15 protein-coding genes are annotated in these 17,873 nt (G+C 45.5%); 7 read left to right on the top strand and 8 right to left on the bottom strand.

Translation table 11 applies throughout. The annotated features are described in order from the left end of the window. Positions 1-158: 158 nt before the first annotated feature. Together AC0VXX_RS08375 and AC0VXX_RS08370 are read right to left on the bottom strand one after the other, a co-directional pair. Complete coding sequence (locus AC0VXX_RS08375) at positions 159-1,151, bottom strand: sensor domain-containing diguanylate cyclase (protein WP_475516734.1); 993 nt, start codon at positions 1,149-1,151, stop codon at positions 159-161. Between the two features lie 103 nt (positions 1,152-1,254). Then, positions 1,255-2,262, bottom strand: coding sequence for an isoaspartyl peptidase/L-asparaginase family protein (locus tag AC0VXX_RS08370; protein WP_475516973.1), 1,008 nt, complete (start codon positions 2,260-2,262; stop codon positions 1,255-1,257). A 168-nt stretch (positions 2,263-2,430) separates the two neighbouring features. Here AC0VXX_RS08370 and AC0VXX_RS08365 point away from each other — a divergent pair, with 168 nt between their 5' ends. Next, positions 2,431-4,278, top strand: coding sequence for an autotransporter assembly complex protein TamA (locus tag AC0VXX_RS08365; protein ID WP_475516733.1), 1,848 nt, complete (start codon positions 2,431-2,433; stop codon positions 4,276-4,278). Continuing rightward, on the top strand, positions 4,275-8,162 hold the full coding sequence (gene tamB / locus AC0VXX_RS08360; protein WP_475516732.1) for an autotransporter assembly complex protein TamB: 3,888 nt from the start codon (positions 4,275-4,277) through the stop codon (positions 8,160-8,162). The genes AC0VXX_RS08365 and tamB overlap by 4 nt, the downstream gene beginning before the upstream one ends. A 236-nt stretch (positions 8,163-8,398) precedes the next feature. On the opposite strand, the gene fadR is transcribed toward tamB, so the two are convergent. Then, entirely contained in the window at positions 8,399-9,157 is a 759-nt protein-coding gene (fadR, locus tag AC0VXX_RS08355) for a fatty acid metabolism transcriptional regulator FadR (RefSeq protein WP_475516731.1), read from the bottom strand. A 299-nt stretch (positions 9,158-9,456) separates the two neighbouring features. Between fadR and nhaB the strand changes: the two genes are divergently transcribed. Beyond that, a complete protein-coding gene (gene nhaB / locus AC0VXX_RS08350) occupies positions 9,457-11,052 on the top strand; it encodes a sodium/proton antiporter NhaB (protein ID WP_475516730.1) in 1,596 nt (531 codons plus the stop codon). 87 nt (positions 11,053-11,139) lie between these two features. Beyond that, the gene (gene dsbB, locus AC0VXX_RS08345) at positions 11,140-11,661 is read left to right on the top strand and encodes a disulfide bond formation protein DsbB (RefSeq protein ID WP_475516729.1); all 522 of its coding nucleotides are present in this window, start codon (positions 11,140-11,142) and stop codon (positions 11,659-11,661) included. Positions 11,662-11,779: 118 nt separating this feature from the next. On the opposite strand, the gene AC0VXX_RS08340 is transcribed toward dsbB, so the two are convergent. The 4 genes from AC0VXX_RS08340 to AC0VXX_RS08325 all read right to left on the bottom strand — a co-directional run bounded on the left by AC0VXX_RS08340 (position 11,780) and on the right by AC0VXX_RS08325 (position 14,645). Beyond that, the gene (locus AC0VXX_RS08340) at positions 11,780-12,667 is read right to left on the bottom strand and encodes an IS982 family transposase (RefSeq protein ID WP_475514308.1); all 888 of its coding nucleotides are present in this window, start codon (positions 12,665-12,667) and stop codon (positions 11,780-11,782) included. 139 nt (positions 12,668-12,806) lie between these two features. Then, positions 12,807-13,247: a YcgN family cysteine cluster protein gene (locus AC0VXX_RS08335; RefSeq protein ID WP_475516972.1), complete on the bottom strand. Its 441-nt coding sequence runs from the start codon at positions 13,245-13,247 to the stop codon at positions 12,807-12,809. Positions 13,248-13,343: 96 nt separating this feature from the next. Beyond that, a complete protein-coding gene (locus AC0VXX_RS08330; RefSeq protein WP_475516728.1) occupies positions 13,344-14,330 on the bottom strand; it encodes a lytic murein transglycosylase in 987 nt (328 codons plus the stop codon). A gap of 33 nt (positions 14,331-14,363) precedes the next feature. After that, on the bottom strand, positions 14,364-14,645 hold the full coding sequence (locus AC0VXX_RS08325; RefSeq protein ID WP_475516727.1) for a YcgL domain-containing protein: 282 nt from the start codon (positions 14,643-14,645) through the stop codon (positions 14,364-14,366). 123 nt (positions 14,646-14,768) lie between these two features. Between AC0VXX_RS08325 and minC the strand changes: the two genes are divergently transcribed. Genes minC through minE form a run of 3 tightly spaced genes read left to right on the top strand, consistent with a single transcriptional unit; the run spans position 14,769 to position 16,529 of the window. Then, positions 14,769-15,434: a septum site-determining protein MinC gene (gene minC / locus AC0VXX_RS08320; protein WP_475516726.1), complete on the top strand. Its 666-nt coding sequence runs from the start codon at positions 14,769-14,771 to the stop codon at positions 15,432-15,434. A 25-nt stretch (positions 15,435-15,459) separates the two neighbouring features. Then, positions 15,460-16,269 (top strand): septum site-determining protein MinD, encoded by an 810-nt coding sequence (gene minD / locus AC0VXX_RS08315; RefSeq protein WP_475516725.1) that lies wholly within the window; start codon positions 15,460-15,462, stop codon positions 16,267-16,269. A 2-nt stretch (positions 16,270-16,271) separates the two neighbouring features. Next, entirely contained in the window at positions 16,272-16,529 is a 258-nt protein-coding gene (minE, locus tag AC0VXX_RS08310; RefSeq protein ID WP_110458020.1) for a cell division topological specificity factor MinE, read from the top strand. 168 nt (positions 16,530-16,697) lie between these two features. Here the strand turns inward: minE and rnd are convergent, their stop codons facing one another. Further along, positions 16,698-17,807 (bottom strand): ribonuclease D, encoded by a 1,110-nt coding sequence (rnd, locus tag AC0VXX_RS08305; RefSeq protein ID WP_475516724.1) that lies wholly within the window; start codon positions 17,805-17,807, stop codon positions 16,698-16,700. Positions 17,808-17,873 lie beyond the last annotated feature (66 nt).

Genomic DNA, 17,873 nt, shown 5'->3' with positions numbered 1-17,873 from the left:
GCCTGATAATAAATCGATATTTGATTAAGGGATGAATAGCCGCATCAACCTATACATTAAGCCCTATTCACAACTAAGGGCCATAATCACTAAATTAAATCGATTATGCTGAGTTGATCTTATGGCCATGGCAGGGTCATCAAGTGCTGTGCGTGGGATCACTCACCAGAGGTTATACTGACAGGCCTTAAGCTCTTCTTTTGGTGTTTATGGCGATACATGTGCTCATCGGCTTGCTGCAGCAATCGGGTAATATCTGTGGGTTCATTGGCCGCCACAGCCACTATGCCATAAGAAAATTGCAGTGGATAAGGCCATTGCTTGTGTTGCATAACCTGACGTAACTGATCACTAAATCGCACGACCGCCTCATGTGCTGCACTTGAAGTGCAATCCCCAAAAAAAGCAGCAAATTCATCACCACCAATACGACCGATAATGTCTGAGTCACGAAATGCTGCTAACATTTGCTGTGCAAACAAGCACAAGACTTTATCGCCTTCACCATGCCCATATTGATCGTTAATCGGCTTAAAATCATCTAAGTCAAGATACACCAAACAAGCCGGCAAATGGTGACGTTGACTCATTTGCAGACTCTTATGTGCTAGCGCCATAAAACCACGTCGATTAGAGATCCCGGTCAGCTCATCAGTGGTCGCCAGCTCGATAGCTGCGAGCTCACCCTCAACCATCATCGCCAGATCTTTAAGTGCCAGTTTATCCTCATCCGTTAACTGTCTAGGCTGATCATCGATAATGCACAAGGTCCCCATCAATTGGCCATTGGGTGCATGTAGCGGTTGCCCTGCATAAAACCGCACATGCGGTGGTTCTGTGACTAGCGGATTGTTGGCAAAACGGCTGTCTTGGGTGGTATCACTGATATAAAACAGCTCATCATTTAAAATAGCATGGCCACAAAAGGAGATATCTCTTGAGGTCTGACGCACATCAGTGCCGATGGCTGATTTAAACCATTGTCTATGTTCATCAACAAGGCTGACGCAGGCTATTTTCACATTAAACAAACGCTTAGCAAGTCGAGTGACACGATCAAAACGCTCCTCTGGAGCGGTGTCCAGAAGATGCAACGCGGTTAACGTCGATAGCCGACAGGGCTCATCTTGGGGCTTACTTGGGGCTAACATATGCGCGGCCTCTGTTATCAAAGCGGGTAAAATTATCTGAGGCCTATCCAATGGCGGGCATAGGCTAAGCGATCGCTTAGCCTAATACAAATACTGATGCTTGTTAATTATTGTTCCAGATCAATACCTGCGCAAGCTCGCCGCTTTTTCGAGTCGCGCGGTACATGCCTTGGGTATTAAACGGCGTGGCAATGTTGCCGCGTTGATCGATAGCAATCACCCCACCAGTACCACCAGCGGTGATCAAGCGCTGATTAATCACCTCATCGGCGGCCTGTATAATCGATTTTTGTTGGTATTTCACTTTCGCGCAGATATCACCCGCTACATGATAACGGATAAAATACTCTCCATGCCCCGTTGCCGACACGGCGCACACCTTGTTTTCTGCATAAGTGCCTGCGCCGATAACGGGCGAGTCACCAATACGGCCAAACCGTTTGGCTGTCATGCCTCCGGTGGAGGTGCCTGCGGCTAAATTACCCTGCTTATCCAGTGCGACGGCGCCTACGGTGCCGAACTTATAATCAAGCTGAGCGGGGTCGTCAAACAATCCGGCACCTTGTGATCCGCCGCGCTCATCAGCGACCTTGAGCTTGGCTTTGGCATCGAGTAACTGTTGATAGCGATGGTCATCATCAAAATACGTCACTGGCACTAAATCAAAGCCTTGGGTCAACGCAAACTCCTCTGCGCCACTTCCTGCCAACATCACATGGGGCGAATGCTCCATCACACTGCGGGCGAGCGTGATGGGGTTCTTAATGTGTTTAACCCCAGCCACAGCACCGGCATTTAAGGTGCGACCATCCATAATGGCGGCGTCCATCTCATGTTGGCCATCAAAGGTATATACCGCGCCAACACCAGCATTAAACAAGGGACTATTTTCTAAGATACTGATGGCGGCGGTCACGGCACTCAAGCTATCCCCACCTTTTTCCAATACTTGGTAACCCGCATCAACCGCCTGCTTTAACTTGGCGCGATAAGCTTGTTGTTGTGTATCACTCAACTCAGCTTTTGAAATCGTGCCTGCACCGCCATGAATGGCTATTGAAAACGGCTGGGAGGGTGCCGCCGCGCTGGCCGTGGTAGCGACGATACTCAAGAGTGCAGTTAAGCTAAATAATTTGATAGTGCTGTTCACCTAAGGCTCCTTGTTATGGTTTGCATTGTTTGTACCGATTTTAATTATTAATTACAATCATCATCTTGCTTGACCGTAATAATCTGCGACAATAAAGCTTAATCACTTTCCAATTAGATAAAGGCTTTTTTGTTGCGAATTTTTTTCGTTAAATCGCTTCTCATCCTTGTGGTCATTTGGCTAGGCATTCATACATCACTAGCATCAGCAAATCAATGGCTTAACATTAATGTGGTGGGCGCTGATGAGGCGCTAACTCAAAATATCAATGCCCACTTAAGCCCTTTACCGACATCAGAGGTACAACGCCGCGCTTTTTTGTTTAATACGGCAGATAACCTGGACGCAGCGCTGCATTCCCTCGGTTACTACCACGGCGTGGTAGAACAGCAATTAGCCAGCCCCGAGCAAGGCCCCTGGCAACTAACTTTAACTGTGACTCCGGGTGAGCCGACTCGAGTCCAATGGATTGATATTCAGTTAAGCGGTGAAATTCGCCAAGATAAAGCCGTCAACAGATGGCTAGCTAAACTCGAAATGAAACCTGGCGATATTCTTAACCATGGTCAGTATGAAACCATAAAGTCGCAACTGCTTACCTTGGCATTAGCCAGAGGTTATTTTGATGGCCGCTACGTCACCAATACCATAGTGATTAACCGTGATCTCAATCGTGCCCAAATCAATCTGCATTATGACTCTGGACCACGATATAAAATGGGCAGTGTTAACTTTACCGGCCACACTCTGATCCCAGGATTACTCGATCAATTAATTCCCTTCGAACCCAACACCAATTACAGTACCGGAGCCCTGGGGGATTTAAACCGGGAATTGGTCGACACGGGTTACTTCACTAACATCAAAGTATTGCCGCAACTGGATAAAATTGAACAACAAAAAGTCCCTATTAAAGTCGAGCTGACGCCAAGACCCAGCCACTCGATTAAATTGGGGCTGGGTGTCGATATCGGTAGTTCGGCCAACAATAGCGTCGAACCTAGAGTGCGCGTCACGTGGCGTACTCCGCAGATCAATCGTTATGGCCACTCACAAGAAACCAGTGTCGAATGGTCACCCGATCGCCCCAAATTTCTGACCACTTATACGATTCCGCTTAGCCATCCGCTAGACGACCAGCTTAAAATTCGCGTCGGTTTGCTGCGCGACAAGTACGGTGTGACGCAAGTGTATGACGCTAACGATCGCAGTTACGTTAATACCGGGGAGCTAGAGTCCACTAAACGTAGCGCCGGGGTGTTAAGGCAAAAGCGCCTCGATAATAATTGGTTGCTCACCTATTCACTCGATGCCCTTAAAGAGTCTTACACTCAATCAGATATCTATTACGATCCTAATTTTTTGCTCATGGGCACGAGCCTAAGCCACACGCATCGCGGCGATAACTCGCTGGATCCTAAATCAGGTTTCTTTCAATATTACAGTCTAGAATATGCCGATCCTAGCTTGGGCTCAGAAGTGCGTTTAACACGGCTACAAGCCAAGTTTAAGTGGATTGATACCTTTTTCGACAAACACCGCTTGGTCGCTCGTATGGATCTAGGTGCCAACCTTGCCGCCGAAGATGACTTAGCGAACATCCCTCCCTCATTACGATATTTTGCCGGTGGCGATCAGAGTATTCGTGGTTACAGTTTTAATGAACTAGGCCCCTATATCGACTACCAAACACAAGATAATCAATTAGCTCGCATGGTCGTCGGTGGACGCTATTTAATGGTGGGCAGTATTGAGTACCAATATTATGTTACCCCGACTTGGCGAGTGGCGACCTTTGTCGATGGCGGTAATGCCTTTGATGTCGACCAAATTGAACCTATTGTGGCCGTCGGCGCGGGGATACATTGGATCTCCCCTATTGGGCCAATTAAGCTCGATTTAGGGGTAGGGCTTAACGAGTCTGAAACTGTGGAACGCTCCTGGCGCATCCATTTGTCGATGGGAGCCGAGTTATGACCCAAATGACACAAGAGCCATCAAGCTCAGACTTACCAGCCAAAACAACAGATCAGACTAAAACCTTAAGCGCCAGATTACTGCGCTGGCTAAAAAATACCATCCGCTTGGTTCTCTACGTACCGCTTTTGCTGTTAGTTTTAGTAGCAGTGTTGTTTGGTACCCCGTTTGGCAGTCGAATTGCTGTGAATATCGCCGATACCCTTATCGATGGATTGGAACTTAGCTATCAATCTGGCACCCTCAATAAGCAACTTAATTTGACCCATGCCCGTTGGCAAATGGATGGCCTAAATGTTGCCATTGACGACTTAGTCCTTGATTGGCGGCCGCTTTGTTTGCTACAACGTCAGGTCTGTGTTGAGGCATTAACCGCCACGGCGGTGAGTGTAGATATTAATACCCACCAACTTGGCGCTGACTCACCTGCGCCCACTGCAGATGATGATAGCCAACAGCAGCCACTGCAGCTGCCTGTCACTATCTTACTGACCCACACTCAATTGCAACAGATTAAGGTGGCGGTTAATGAGATGCAGTTTAACGCCGAGCAGATCAGTGGCCAAGCCAGCTGGTTAAGCAATGGCTTACGCATTCACTCTCTGGACAGCCTTGACTTATTCGTCTCTCTCCCACCAAGTGAGGGCAATAACGTCGCCCCCCGTCAGCAGAAGCCCGCGGTAGCACCGAAGAGTGAGCCACAAACAGAGGTAGCAGCTACCTATGATAGCCCATGGCCCCTAGCCTCCTTGCCCCAAGTGGCCATGCCCATGCCGATTTTTATCGATAACTTGCAGCTCAACGACAGCCAATTGCAACTGGGCGATCGCACTGACAAGTTCGCTAAAATCCGCTTACAAGGCAACTACATTGACTATCGTCTTGCCCTAGAGCTACTGCAAGTCAACCATGATTACGGCCAAGTCAGTCTCGATGGTGATATTGCCCTTAACGCCCATTATCCAATGACGCTTCACCTTCAGACGACAATCGATAAGATAGCCGAACTGCCAAGCTTGACCCAGCAAGCGCTCAGCCTTGACCTTAGCGGCGATATGCAGCAGTTGCAGTTAACCGCAACGGGTCAAGGACATATTAACTTAGACTTACAAGGTGAAATTGATTTAGTCGACCCCGAGCTTCCCTACCAGCTCAAGTTGACTAGCGAGCAATTAATGTGGCCACTCGATGCGCCACTGTATCAAGCAAAAGCTGTCACACTCGACACTCAAGGCTCACTCAGCCAGCAGCAAGCTAAGATAAACGCGCAGGTATTAACACCTTATCATCCTAGGTTACAACTGGATGCCAAGTTAAGCCACAGCGAACAGACTATCGCGCTAAGCCAGCTAGATATTGTCAGCGATATGGGTCAGCTACAGGCAACCGGGTCGGTCAGTTACGGCGATGAAATCTCATGGGATTTAGCACTAACAAGCGAGGCTTTACAACTGGCCGACCTTAAGCTTAATAGCGACACAGTGCTACCCAGCACAGACATTACCGGCTCACTGACCAGCCAGGGAAAAGTGACGGGGCAAGCGTGGCAAATTGGCATTCGAGAGGCCTCGCTTCAAGGCCATGTTGATGACTATCCGCTCCGACTCGAGGGGGATATCAAAGTTAACAATCAATGGCAGCTTAATGCCGACAGCTTAATCATCCATGCATTAGATGCTCAGTTAGCTTTATCGGGCCACGTTGACCAACAATGGGCCCTCAATGGTCAATTGTCTGTACCTGCACTCAATTTATGGCACTCTGAGGCCGCAGGCAATATTAAGGCCCACATTAATGTCTCTGGTAACAGCGACCATCCTGAAGTGACAGTCAATGTCGACAGTAACGAGCTCAGTTTCAGCGACTATTTGGTCCACAAAACCAATATAAAAGCCTTCTATCGCCCGTTAGATGATCACCAATTGGCGTTATCGCTAAAAGCATCGGATATATCGACTCCAGCAATCAAACTCAATACCATCAACCTTGGGATCAAAGGCGATCAGGCAACGCAGCAACTGAGCCTACAAAGTGATGGCGACGTTACGCTAGATACCGTTATGGCATCGACGTTTGATAGCGTAAAACAGCGATTAGCACTGTCTGTGGATAAGCTTAACCTTAATTCGCAGATGGGATTAGTACAGCTGGATCAGCCCATTCTCTTCGATTGGGATAATCAAACACAGCAAGGGCAGATTGCGCCATTTTGCTGGCAGCATCAACATGGAAAACTCTGCCTCAGTGACACAGCCGAACTCGGCAGCGCCGGCGATGCCAATGTGCAGTTTAACGGTGATGTGGGTGCACTCCTTAAACCGATATTGCCACAAAACCTCGCTTGGCAAGGTCCGGCAACATTGGACTCACACTTTAGCTGGGCACCTCAGCAAAAACCTCAAGCGCGGGTCGATTTAACTTTTAGTGCTGGGCATGTGTTATTACAAACCAGTAAGCGCAAACTGGAAACCCATTATCGGCAACTGCAGTTCAACGCTTCATTAGACGCCGATAAACTCATGTTAACCACACAGCTTGATGCACAGGAGCTAGCACAACTCACCAGTGATATTGAGATAGGTGTGGGCCCTGATAAGCGCTTATCGGGTAGCATAAATATCGATAAGATTGACCTACAAGCACTGGCCAACTTCACTCCACAATTAGAAACATTAAAAGGTCAAATCGACAGTAAGCTAACGTTATCGGGATCACTGAGCCAACCGCAGATTGCCGGCAACATCCACTTGAGACAGGGACAGCTATTGGCAGCAGCCAACCCAACCTTACTCGATGCCATCAATATTGCTATCCAGCTGCAGGGACAAACGGCCAATATTCAAGGCGGCTGGCAAATGGGTGATGGTAAAGCGAGCGTCAGTGGTGACATTGATTGGAGTGGTGAAGCGTTTCAAGGAAACTTAGCGGTCAATGGCGACAAGCTAGCCGTGATCCAGCCTCCCATGGTCATTTTAGATGTATCGCCTGCGATCAATATTCAATTTGGACCTAAGCAACTCGACATTAGCGGTAAAATTGATGTGCCATCGGGCCATATCAACATTGTCCAATTGCCAGAAGGTGGCGTTGCCGAATCCAGCGATGTGGTCTTTAACGATAGTAAAGCCAGTGAACAGCAGAAGGTCAATCCTATCGCCATCACCTCTAAAATTGACATCCAAGTAGGCGATCAGTTAACCATTGACGGTATGGGATTAACGGGTCGACTACAAGGCACCTTAACGCTTCGTCAAGAAGCCTTTAAACCCCCTTTGTTGTATGGCGATGTAAAAGTGGTTGATGGATTTTATAAATTTATGGGGCAGAAACTCGCAATCAACACCGGTGAAGTGCAATTTATAGGGCCTATCGATGTACCTAACCTCAATATTGAAGCGGTACGAGAAATTAAAAGCGAAGATGTCATCGCCGGAGTCCGCGTCACTGGTACGCCTTTAAAACCCATAGTTACTCTATTCTCATCCCCTGCCAAAGAGCAAGCGGAGATCTTGTCATACATTGTCAAGGGAACTGGCTTTAACAATAATAGTGACTCACAAAATAACGCCTTAATGATGGGAGCGGCATTAACCCTTGGTAACCAATTGGGTGGCGGTGCAGTCAATAACATTGGCAGTTCAGCGACAGGCATCGTTGAGAAATTTGGTCTTTCTAATGTACAGCTCGATGCTAATGATGATGGTAAGGTGGCTATTAGTGGCTTTATTGGTGATAACTTAATGGTCAAATATGGTATTGGTGTCTTTAACCCAGGTTATGAGATGACGGTGCGCTACTATTTACTGTCTCAGCTCTATTTAGAAAGTGTCTCAGGCACGGTAGAGAAATCACTCGATATCTATTACAACTTTAATATCGATTAGCCAATTTAAACTTTAATAAGTGCATCATTACTTTTCGCATTCGGTTGACGAGATAATGCCACGCCGAGAATAGCTATAGCGAAAGGTCAACCGACATCCATAAAAAAACCGCAGTTCACAAACGAATGTGAATGCGGTTTTTGTGTTGATGACATTAGCAACACTAAAAGTTAGCAGATAGCAACAAGCCTCACTATGTATGCTGCTTGGATTGGCGGTTGCAGCTTAGCTTGTCATCACAATGATTTTTCAGCCTGAAGCAAGAGATCATTTTTATGTCGTTGCCAAACTTTACCACTATTGATGCCGTAACTGCGCATCAACACAGGAATGTCATTATGATTATGCTCTTTGGCTAACGCCTCTAGTGCCTGATAAAAATCAAGCGCCAGTTCACGAGCCTGATCAATGGCAAAATACTCTTTACCAACTCGGCTATATAAACCTTTAAACCCATTTAAGATCAATACATAAAGCGGATTACCCGAATGATAGGCAAGCGCATGATGCAATTGGTAGTCGAAATCGATATAGGCCTTTGCTTCATCTTTTAATGTCGCTAATGGTGCCAAAGCTTCTAATACTTTATCCGGATTATAACGCACTGCACCTTTAAAATAGATAGCGCTGATATTGGTGCGAGCCGACAAGAGTTGTTCTAGTAATACAGGCTCGCCAGCAGGGTTAAGTTCGGCAATGGTTTCTAATACATTTAAGCCAGAGGTTTCCCAAATATCATTAACCCGAGTTGGTTTACCATGTTGAATGGTTAACCAACCATCTCGTGCTAAGCGCTGTAACACTTCTCGAAGTGTAGTACGGGTAACCCCGATAAGTTCCGATAGTTCACGCTCAGCAGGCAAAATTGAACCGGGAGGAAATTTCCCTTCCCAAATAGAGCGAACAATATATTTTTCAGCAAAGCTTGCGGGCCCTTTCGCTTCAATTATATCTTTGTTTTTCGGCGGTACTGGTGCTTGGGGGACAGTTGTCATCAGGCCACTATTCCAAATAAATGAGATTATCTTAATACTGATCATACCAGAGCGACGAAAAATGGAAACCTAATCCGCGATATTAACTACTCACACCTAGAAGGACGAAGCTCTCAATTTTCACTTAAACGTGCTGCATATCAAAAAATAACCAATTCAAATTTTGTTGTAGCCCTGTGTTTTTAAACTTTAGCTTTATAAAAGTATTAATTTATAGATATCATTAGGCTACACTGTCCGAACTTCGGACCGTTCCTTGTCTATTTTTATCAAAACAATTATACATTTGAGAGGGTGCCATGCCTGTGACTATGAGTCGGGCGTTTATTGACAATTTCTTAGGAAACTCTCCTAAGTGGTTCAAAATCGCAATTTTATCGTTTCTAGTGATTAACCCCATTATATTCTATATCAACCCATTTATTGCCGGTTGGTTATTGGTGGTTGAGTTCATATTTACCTTGGCTATGGCCTTAAAGTGTTATCCGTTACAACCTGGGGGGCTGTTAGCCATCGAGGCCGTGATCATCGGTATGACCTCCCCTAGCCAAGTGCTGCATGAAATTGAAGCCAACCTTGAAGTGTTATTACTGTTGATCTTTATGGTCGCCGGTATCTACTTCATGAAGCAGCTACTGCTATTTGTCTTCACTAAGATGATCACTAAGGTACGCTCGAAAATTATCGTCTCTTTGATGTTTTGTATTGCCTCGGCATTTTTATCGGCGTTTCTCGATGCATTGACCGTTATTGCAGTGATCATTGCCGTCGCTGTCGGGTTCTACTCGATCTATCACAAGGTCGCGTCGGGCAAAAATTTCTCCGATGATCATGATCACACCAGTGATCAGCATGGTGATGGGCACTCTTTATGTGAAGATGAACTGGAAGCTTTCCGCGGATTTTTACGCAACCTATTAATGCACGCAGGTATAGGTACGGCATTAGGTGGTGTTTGTACCATGGTGGGTGAGCCGCAAAACCTGATCATCGCAGCCCAAGCCAATTGGCAATTTGGTGAGTTTGCTCTGCGTATGGCACCAGTGACAGTACCCGTGTTTGTTGCCGGTATCCTCACCTGTTTCTTAGTTGAGAAGTTTAAAGTGTTCGGCTATGGTCAACAATTACCAGAAGCGGTACACAAGATCTTGGCTGATTACTCTTCATACGAGGATGCACGTCGGACTAAACACGACAAAATGAAGCTAGCTATCCAAGCGTTAGTGGGTATTTGGTTGATTGTTGGTTTGGCATTCCATTTGGCATCAGTAGGCTTAATTGGCTTATCAGTCATCATTATTACCACGGCATTTAATGGTGTCACTAACGAACATGCTTTAGGTAAAGCGTTTGAAGAAGCCCTACCTTTCACGGCGTTACTGGCGGTGTTCTTCGCTATTGTGGGTGTCATTATCGATCAACAACTGTTTGCTCCAGTGATCCAATGGGCATTAAGTTATCAAGGTAACACCCAATTAGTGATCTTCTACATTGCTAACGGTTTACTGTCGATGGTCAGTGATAACGTGTTTGTGGGTACCGTCTACATTAACGAAGTAAAAGCAGCGTTATTGGATGGTCAAATTACCCGCGATCAGTTTGATCTACTCGCGGTGGCGATTAATACCGGTACTAATTTACCGTCAGTTGCGACCCCTAACGGTCAAGCTGCGTTCTTATTCCTGTTGACCTCTGCCATCGCACCGCTCATTCGCCTCTCCTATGGCCGTATGGTCTGGATGGCACTACCTTACACTATCGTGTTATCGGTGGTCGGCGTGCTGGCGATTGAAACCGGGTATTTAACTGATATGACCCAGTACCTCTATGATTCACAGATGCTGATCCATCATTCAGTAGCCGAAGTGAGCCAAGGTGCTGTTAGCGGTCATTAATTTGTTGATTGACCTCAGCGACGTTGTTTCGTAAAGTCGTAAAAACGCCTCTCAATGTGAGAGGCGTTTTTTATAGGAGAAGATTGTTTGAGTCCACTCACTCGCTTTGCTCAGTCTCGTACCGCATGGTTAATATTATTTGCCAGTGCGGCGGCACTCGAAGGCTGTGCCTTATATTTTCAATATGTGATGCAACTTGAACCCTGTGTGATGTGCATCTATCAGCGCCTAGCCTTGTTTGGCGTGTTGTTTGCTGCTGCATTTGGCTGCATAGGCTATCGCCATCGTGTAGTGCGTCTGTTGAGCATTTTATTATGGGGCGTTAGCGCCATATGGGGCATGAAGCTGGCCATTGAGTTGGTGGATATGCAGACTAATCCATCGCCTTTTTCGACCTGCTCTTTCCTACCGGAATTTCCAAGCTGGATGCCCCTGCATGAATGGTTACCTTCGGTATTTATGCCAACAGGCATGTGTACCGATATCCCATGGCAACTGTTTGGTGTCACTATGGGACAATGGATGATTGTGGCATTTAGTGTCTATTTACTGGCCTTGGTTATTTTCGCCATCCCCGCTTTGAGTCAAACCAAAGACTCGCGTAATTAAGCCTGCGCCTCTTAGTTAATCGACTATAAAAATGCCCGAGTATCACTACTCGGGCATTTTTATGGTGTGGCTTTTAACTAAGATCTAACCACTATATATTTATTAACCTCAGATCGGTTTAACGTAACACTGAAATCACGTTGAATTCTGCTGATGTAATATTGAGTTGTGGCTTATTCTCTTTGAGTTGATAAGCCACTAAACCACCTATCACATTAAGCATGAAACCATGTACGCTGCGGTGCCGTGTATGCTCTATTTGTGAGATGTTTTTTAGCTGGTCATTGATTGTTTCGATAATAAATCGTCTAGAAAGCATGGCTCTATCCCATAATGATAAAGCCTTTGCTTTCATATTTTTACGCACGTTATTAACGATAGTTACCCCACGTTCTAATAGGTCGCCTGCTAACGCTTTGCCGATATACCCCTTATCAGCATAGAGTTTATCCATTGATTCAACGACCATATCTTTTACGGGTTTCGTGTCATGAACATTCGCAGGTGTTATTTTGGCTGCAACGATGCCACCTCGATGGTTCACAATAAGATGAAGTTTAAAACCATAGAACCAGCCCATCGTGCCTTTTCCTCGGCTGGCGAGACCTGCTAGCGTTTTATGCCTTGGAATTCGTAAATTATGACAAACCTTAATGCTCGTTGAGTCAACGAACTCGATGCCTGTCGGTTCGCTTTTTAAAGAGGAAAAATAACTGCACATTGGAATGACTGCACTCGGCATGACTTCAAGAAATCGAGTGTAGCTGAGTAAGTTTGGAAAATCAGATTTGTAGAAACGAGCCAGATATCCTGTGTAAAAATTCTTGAAGTCACGATGATTAGACATATGGAAGGCGATGATAATTGTCATAATTTCACTCATCGTCATTCTGCCTGCGCGCTTACGCTTGCGAGTTCCATCGGTTAGGCACTGTTGTTCCCATTGAGGAATAAAAGCATTACAAAAATCATCGACATCACAAAATACATCCACTAAATTATTCATATGCCCTCTGCGTGATTGATTAATCTTGGTCGAGAGATCTGATCACAAAGAGGGCTATTAGTTCAATTTCTTATCCCGAGTTCAGGTTTATTAGATAGTGTCAATTTCGGTATGATAAGTTCAACATTTGCAGGCGCGGTTACTCGCAATCCTTGAGCGGCCATAACACAATATGATCCTCTAAATATTTCACTTTCGTTTCATTAACCACTTTACCTTGGGTAGACATCCCCAGCGCATGCATCTGCTGTTTGTCACCCGCCACTAACGGATGCCAACTAGGTAAACTGCGGCCTAAATATAACCGCCGATATGCACAGCTATCGGGTAACCAAGTCAGCTCAGCGATATTATCCAGTGTCACTTTAGTGCAGCTGGGAACAAAGTCAAAACGCTGTTCATAGTGACGACATTGACACTGCTGCGCATCCAACAATTGACAACTGACGTTGGTGTAATACAACTCCTCTGTCTCATCATCAATAATCTTATTTAAACAACACTTGCCACAGCCATCACACAACAGTTCCCACTGTTCACTGTTCATCTGTGCCAAGGTTTTCTCTTTCCAAAACGCCATGTTTTTCATTCTATACAATGCCTGCACACGCAGGCGGGTTGACATTATTTTAGCCTGGTATGGCTGATACCATCGCCCTGTTATTTTAACGCCCTATTATTGTATGGCTGGATACTTGATCCGCTCTGACAGATAGGTCAAAGACAACAGGTAATAATCAGATGCGTTCCACTGGGTTAACGCACGATAATTGTCATACACCAAGTATTTCCGCCCCTTAATTCCGTCAGGCATAATGAGCGATACTTGCATATCTTGTTTGTTTGGCAAGTTAGTGCCATCGAAACGCTTAACCCCTAATGCCTGCCACTGCGCAAAGCTCTTGCGTGTCTCTATGCCAATCAGATCGAGTGGAATAGCCTTAGGCACTTGCACTTGCCGCCCCCACGTCTGCTGGTCATTCCAACCTAATTGCTTTAAATAATAGGCTGTCGATGCAAACGCATCATTGAGATTATGCCAAATATCGATAATGCCATCATCATCAGCATCTTGGCCAAAGCGGTCATAATCGCTAGGAGAAAAATGCGCATAACCCATTTTGCCTAAGGCATTACTCTTCAGTGCATTAAAATCAATCTGCTTGCGCTCAATCACTTTAAGAGCATCAATAAATGCTTGTCGGTTTTCAGCGGCGTTATCACCATGATAAGCATTAGAAGCCGTGACAGCCAATATCGGATAATGACCCACATCATCCCCCGATTTTGACGTCAACCCCCATAAGGCGATGACAAATCGAGGCTGCACGCCATAGCGAGCACCTAAGCGATCAAATTGGGCTTTATTGGCCTGATACAAGCTTCTCGACTGCTCGATTAATGTGGTCGTCACCTGATCTAAATGCTGCTCTAAAGTCAAAGGGATACTGGGGGGCTCTAGATTAAACGACGCTTTCTTAAATAGCTTAATTTGCGGAAAAATAGCACTAACGGTAGCATCAGATACCCCTTCAGCAAGGGCCTGTTGTTGCAACATATCCAGGTATTGCTCAAACGTTAGATCTGATGGGGCAGCTTCTGCCGCAGAAATAGATAACACGACGGTTAACAGTAGGCTTCCCCACAATGTATTTGCAAACATGCACATTCCTTTAATCATAAGTCACGTAATGGATCAGTCGCGACTATAGCCGATCTCTTTTTTATATTCTTCAAGTAGGTTTATCGGTGGTGGTGGTAACTGAAGATAATAGCCCTTGTCTTTGAGTTCAACCTTGACCTTATTGATATCGGCAATACCTAAATGTTGACGCTTATCCAATGGGAGTATCATGACTAATTCTGGCGTACCAAACATCAGCATCAATGGCTCAGGTACCCGTTCAAATTCATTACGTTTTTCAACAAACAGATAAGAGTCCGCTTTAAGTCGACTTTTGTATACTGCACAGATCATATTGAGTGAAATTCCTGTTTATTCAACTTGCCAGCAAATGAGGCACACTATACCATGTGGCCTAGGATTATAGTAATTTCTAACTGGCTAAGCTGGTTTATTTTATAAAGAGCAAAATTAGGAATGCAGAAACCTAGCCTCGAATTAAAAGGCTCTTCATTTACGCTTTCAGTACTGCACATTAATCATGCTGATCTCAATAAAGTTGCCGTTGAATTAGACAGTAAATTAGCTATTGCGCCGCAATTTTTTATCGGTGCACCGCTAGTGGTCAACTTAAACAGTATTCAAGATGCTAATTACCCTTTAGCAGGGCTTAAAGATCTGTTGCTTTCCCGTAACTTAGTCATTGTAGGGATCACCGGGGCACCAAGCGCTATAGCCAATCAGGCCAAATCACTTGGACTGGCCATCATTAAATCCGGTAAACAGAGTGCTAACCAACCGCAGTTACCCAGAACCACCAAAATAGTGAAACAAAATATTCGCTCAGGACAGCAGATCTACGCTCAAAATGGCGATCTCATTATTGTCGGCGCTGTGGGGAATGGTGCTGAAGTGATTGCAGATGGCAGCATACATATATACGGTAGTCTTAGAGGTAAAGCCATGGCGGGTGCCAATGGTGACAAAAATGCCGTCATTATTGCACAAACGCTGGACGCAGAACTTGTGTCCATCGCTGGACAATATTGGCTAACCGAAAATCTTCAGGCACATGCCACGATAAAAAGCGGTTGTATTCGGCTCGAAGGTGACAGCCTTACCCTCGACGCGTTATCGCTATAGCAACACATTAAGGATAGAAATGCACATGGCACAAATCATTGTTGTCACTTCAGGTAAAGGCGGAGTGGGCAAAACCACTTCTAGCGCAGCGATAGCCACTGGGTTGGCCTTAAAAGGACATAAAACAGTCGTAGTCGATTTCGATATCGGCTTACGCAACCTCGACCTAATAATGGGTTGTGAGCGTCGGGTGGTTTATGATTTCGTCAACGTGATTAACGGCGAAGCCAATTTAAACCAGACTTTAATCAAAGATAAGCGTACCAGCAATTTGTATATTTTGCCGGCTTCGCAAACTCGAGATAAAGACGCGCTGACCAAAGAAGGCGTTGGCCGAGTGCTTGACGAACTGCGTAAAGAGTTCGAGTACATTATTTGCGATTCTCCCGCCGGGATTGAAACAGGCGCAATGATGGCACTCTACTTTGCCGATATCGCTATCGTCACGACCAACCCAGAAGTTAGCTCAGTGCGCGATTCAGACCGTATCTTAGGCATGTTGCAGAGTAAATCTAAGCGCGCTGAAGACGGTTTAGAGCCTGTCAAAGAGTTCTTATTGTTAACCCGTTACTCGCCTACTCGTGTGGCAACCGGTGAAATGCTGAGCGTGGCTGATGTTGAAGAAATTTTAGCCATCCCACTTTTAGGGGTTATTCCTGAATCACAAGCGGTATTAAAAGCTTCGAACTCTGGTATTCCCGTTATCATAGATCAAGAGAGTGATGCAGGTCAGGCCTATAGCGACAGTGTGGCCCGTTTAGTCGGTGAAGACGTTGAAATGCGTTTTATCACCGAAGAGAAAAAAGGATTCTTAAAAAGGATATTTGGTAGCTAATTATGTCTTTACTCGATTATTTTAAAACCAAGAAAACACCGAGCACTGCAGTTACTGCCAAAGAGCGACTGCAAATCATTGTGGCCCACCAACGTGGTGAGCGCGATGTGCCTGACTATTTTCCTGCGATGAAGCAAGAGATCATCGAAGTGATCCGTAAATATGTGCAGATTGACTCAGACCAAGTCACTGTGCAGTTAGATCAAAACGATGACCATCTATCCGTGCTTGAACTCAACGTGACCTTGCCTGAAAAATAGTCGTAACCTCACCATGGATACTGTTTAGCTTGATAAAAATGGCAAATAGTAGACCGGTACAAAGACAAATAAGCCCTCATCATTGAGGGCTTATTTATAGCACATTATCATGACGACTTATTCATGAGTCAAACAACATCATGATGTAAGCCTAACTGCGCACTTAAGTTAAATGACCAACTGCTGCAGTTTATCTTGCACCAGTGAAGCTCGCCAACCGCACAATAATAGCGGTAAATCCCCCGTTTGCCCTTCCCAGCGCCACTGTAAATATTCATGAATATGACGTTTTGAGCCAATCAGCTCCATCGGCACATCCTGCTGCTCGGCAATCTCTGTTAAACAGTTTTTGATATTTTTAAAGGCCGACTTATAGCCCGGCTTTAATGCAATCACATCAATCGCGTTGGGCAAATTAGCCAGATCCACGGTGGCCATCACAGCCACTATCGCCTTAGCATGAACCCGCTTTTCTTGCTCAGTAAGTTCAGACATCTTAAAGATATCGGCTGTTGTTTTAGGCTGTTTTTTAGCTAGCGCGATTAATGCATGATCTTTAATCACAAAACCAAGGGCTAAATCTTTGGCAAGGGCTTTTTCAAGACGCCATTTAGCCAGCACTTTTAAATATGCCAGCTGTTTAGGGTTAAGCTGAAAAGCATTTTTCACTTTAAGGTAAGCCGCTTCACCATCGGGAGCATCAAGGCGCCCTTGCGTCATGCGCTCACCTTCTTCATAAAGCCAAGCTAATCGGCCCGTCGCCTCAAGCTTAATCACCAGTTGCGGATACAGCTGATAGAGGTATTCGACATCATTGGCCGCATAATGTAACTGCGCCTCGCTCAAAGGGCGCTTAAGCCAGTCGGTACGTGACTCACCTTTATCTAAGGTAATATTTAAACAGTGCTCTACCAACTTAGCGTAACCTAAGCCATGTCCTAGGCCACATAAAGCCGCAGCAATTTGGCTGTCGAACAAGACTTTAGGCTGGCATAGGCCATATTTTGCTAACACTTCGAGATCTTCACTACAAGAGTGCAACACTGTAATAATATCGTCACGTTGGAACAGTGCCCAAAAGCCGCTGAGATCATTCACCGCCAATGGATCGATTAAGGCCAACGATTTCCCGTCATACACCTGAATTAAGCCTAAACGCGCATAATAGGTGCGTGTGCGAACAAACTCAGTATCCAGCACCAGCACACTCGCTTGACTATACTGCGCCACAAGCTCAGTTAGGCTTGCATCATCCTCTACATATTGAAACGCTAACAATCTCATCTCCCCAAACACGGCTTTACTTATCGCAGTGACATTAATTCAACGTGCGCTTGTTTAATG

Source organism: Shewanella sp. QJM3NY_23 (assembly GCF_056173105.1).
The sequence above is the reverse complement of the archived record's forward strand: the minus strand, read 5'-3'. Positions and strand labels throughout refer to the sequence as shown.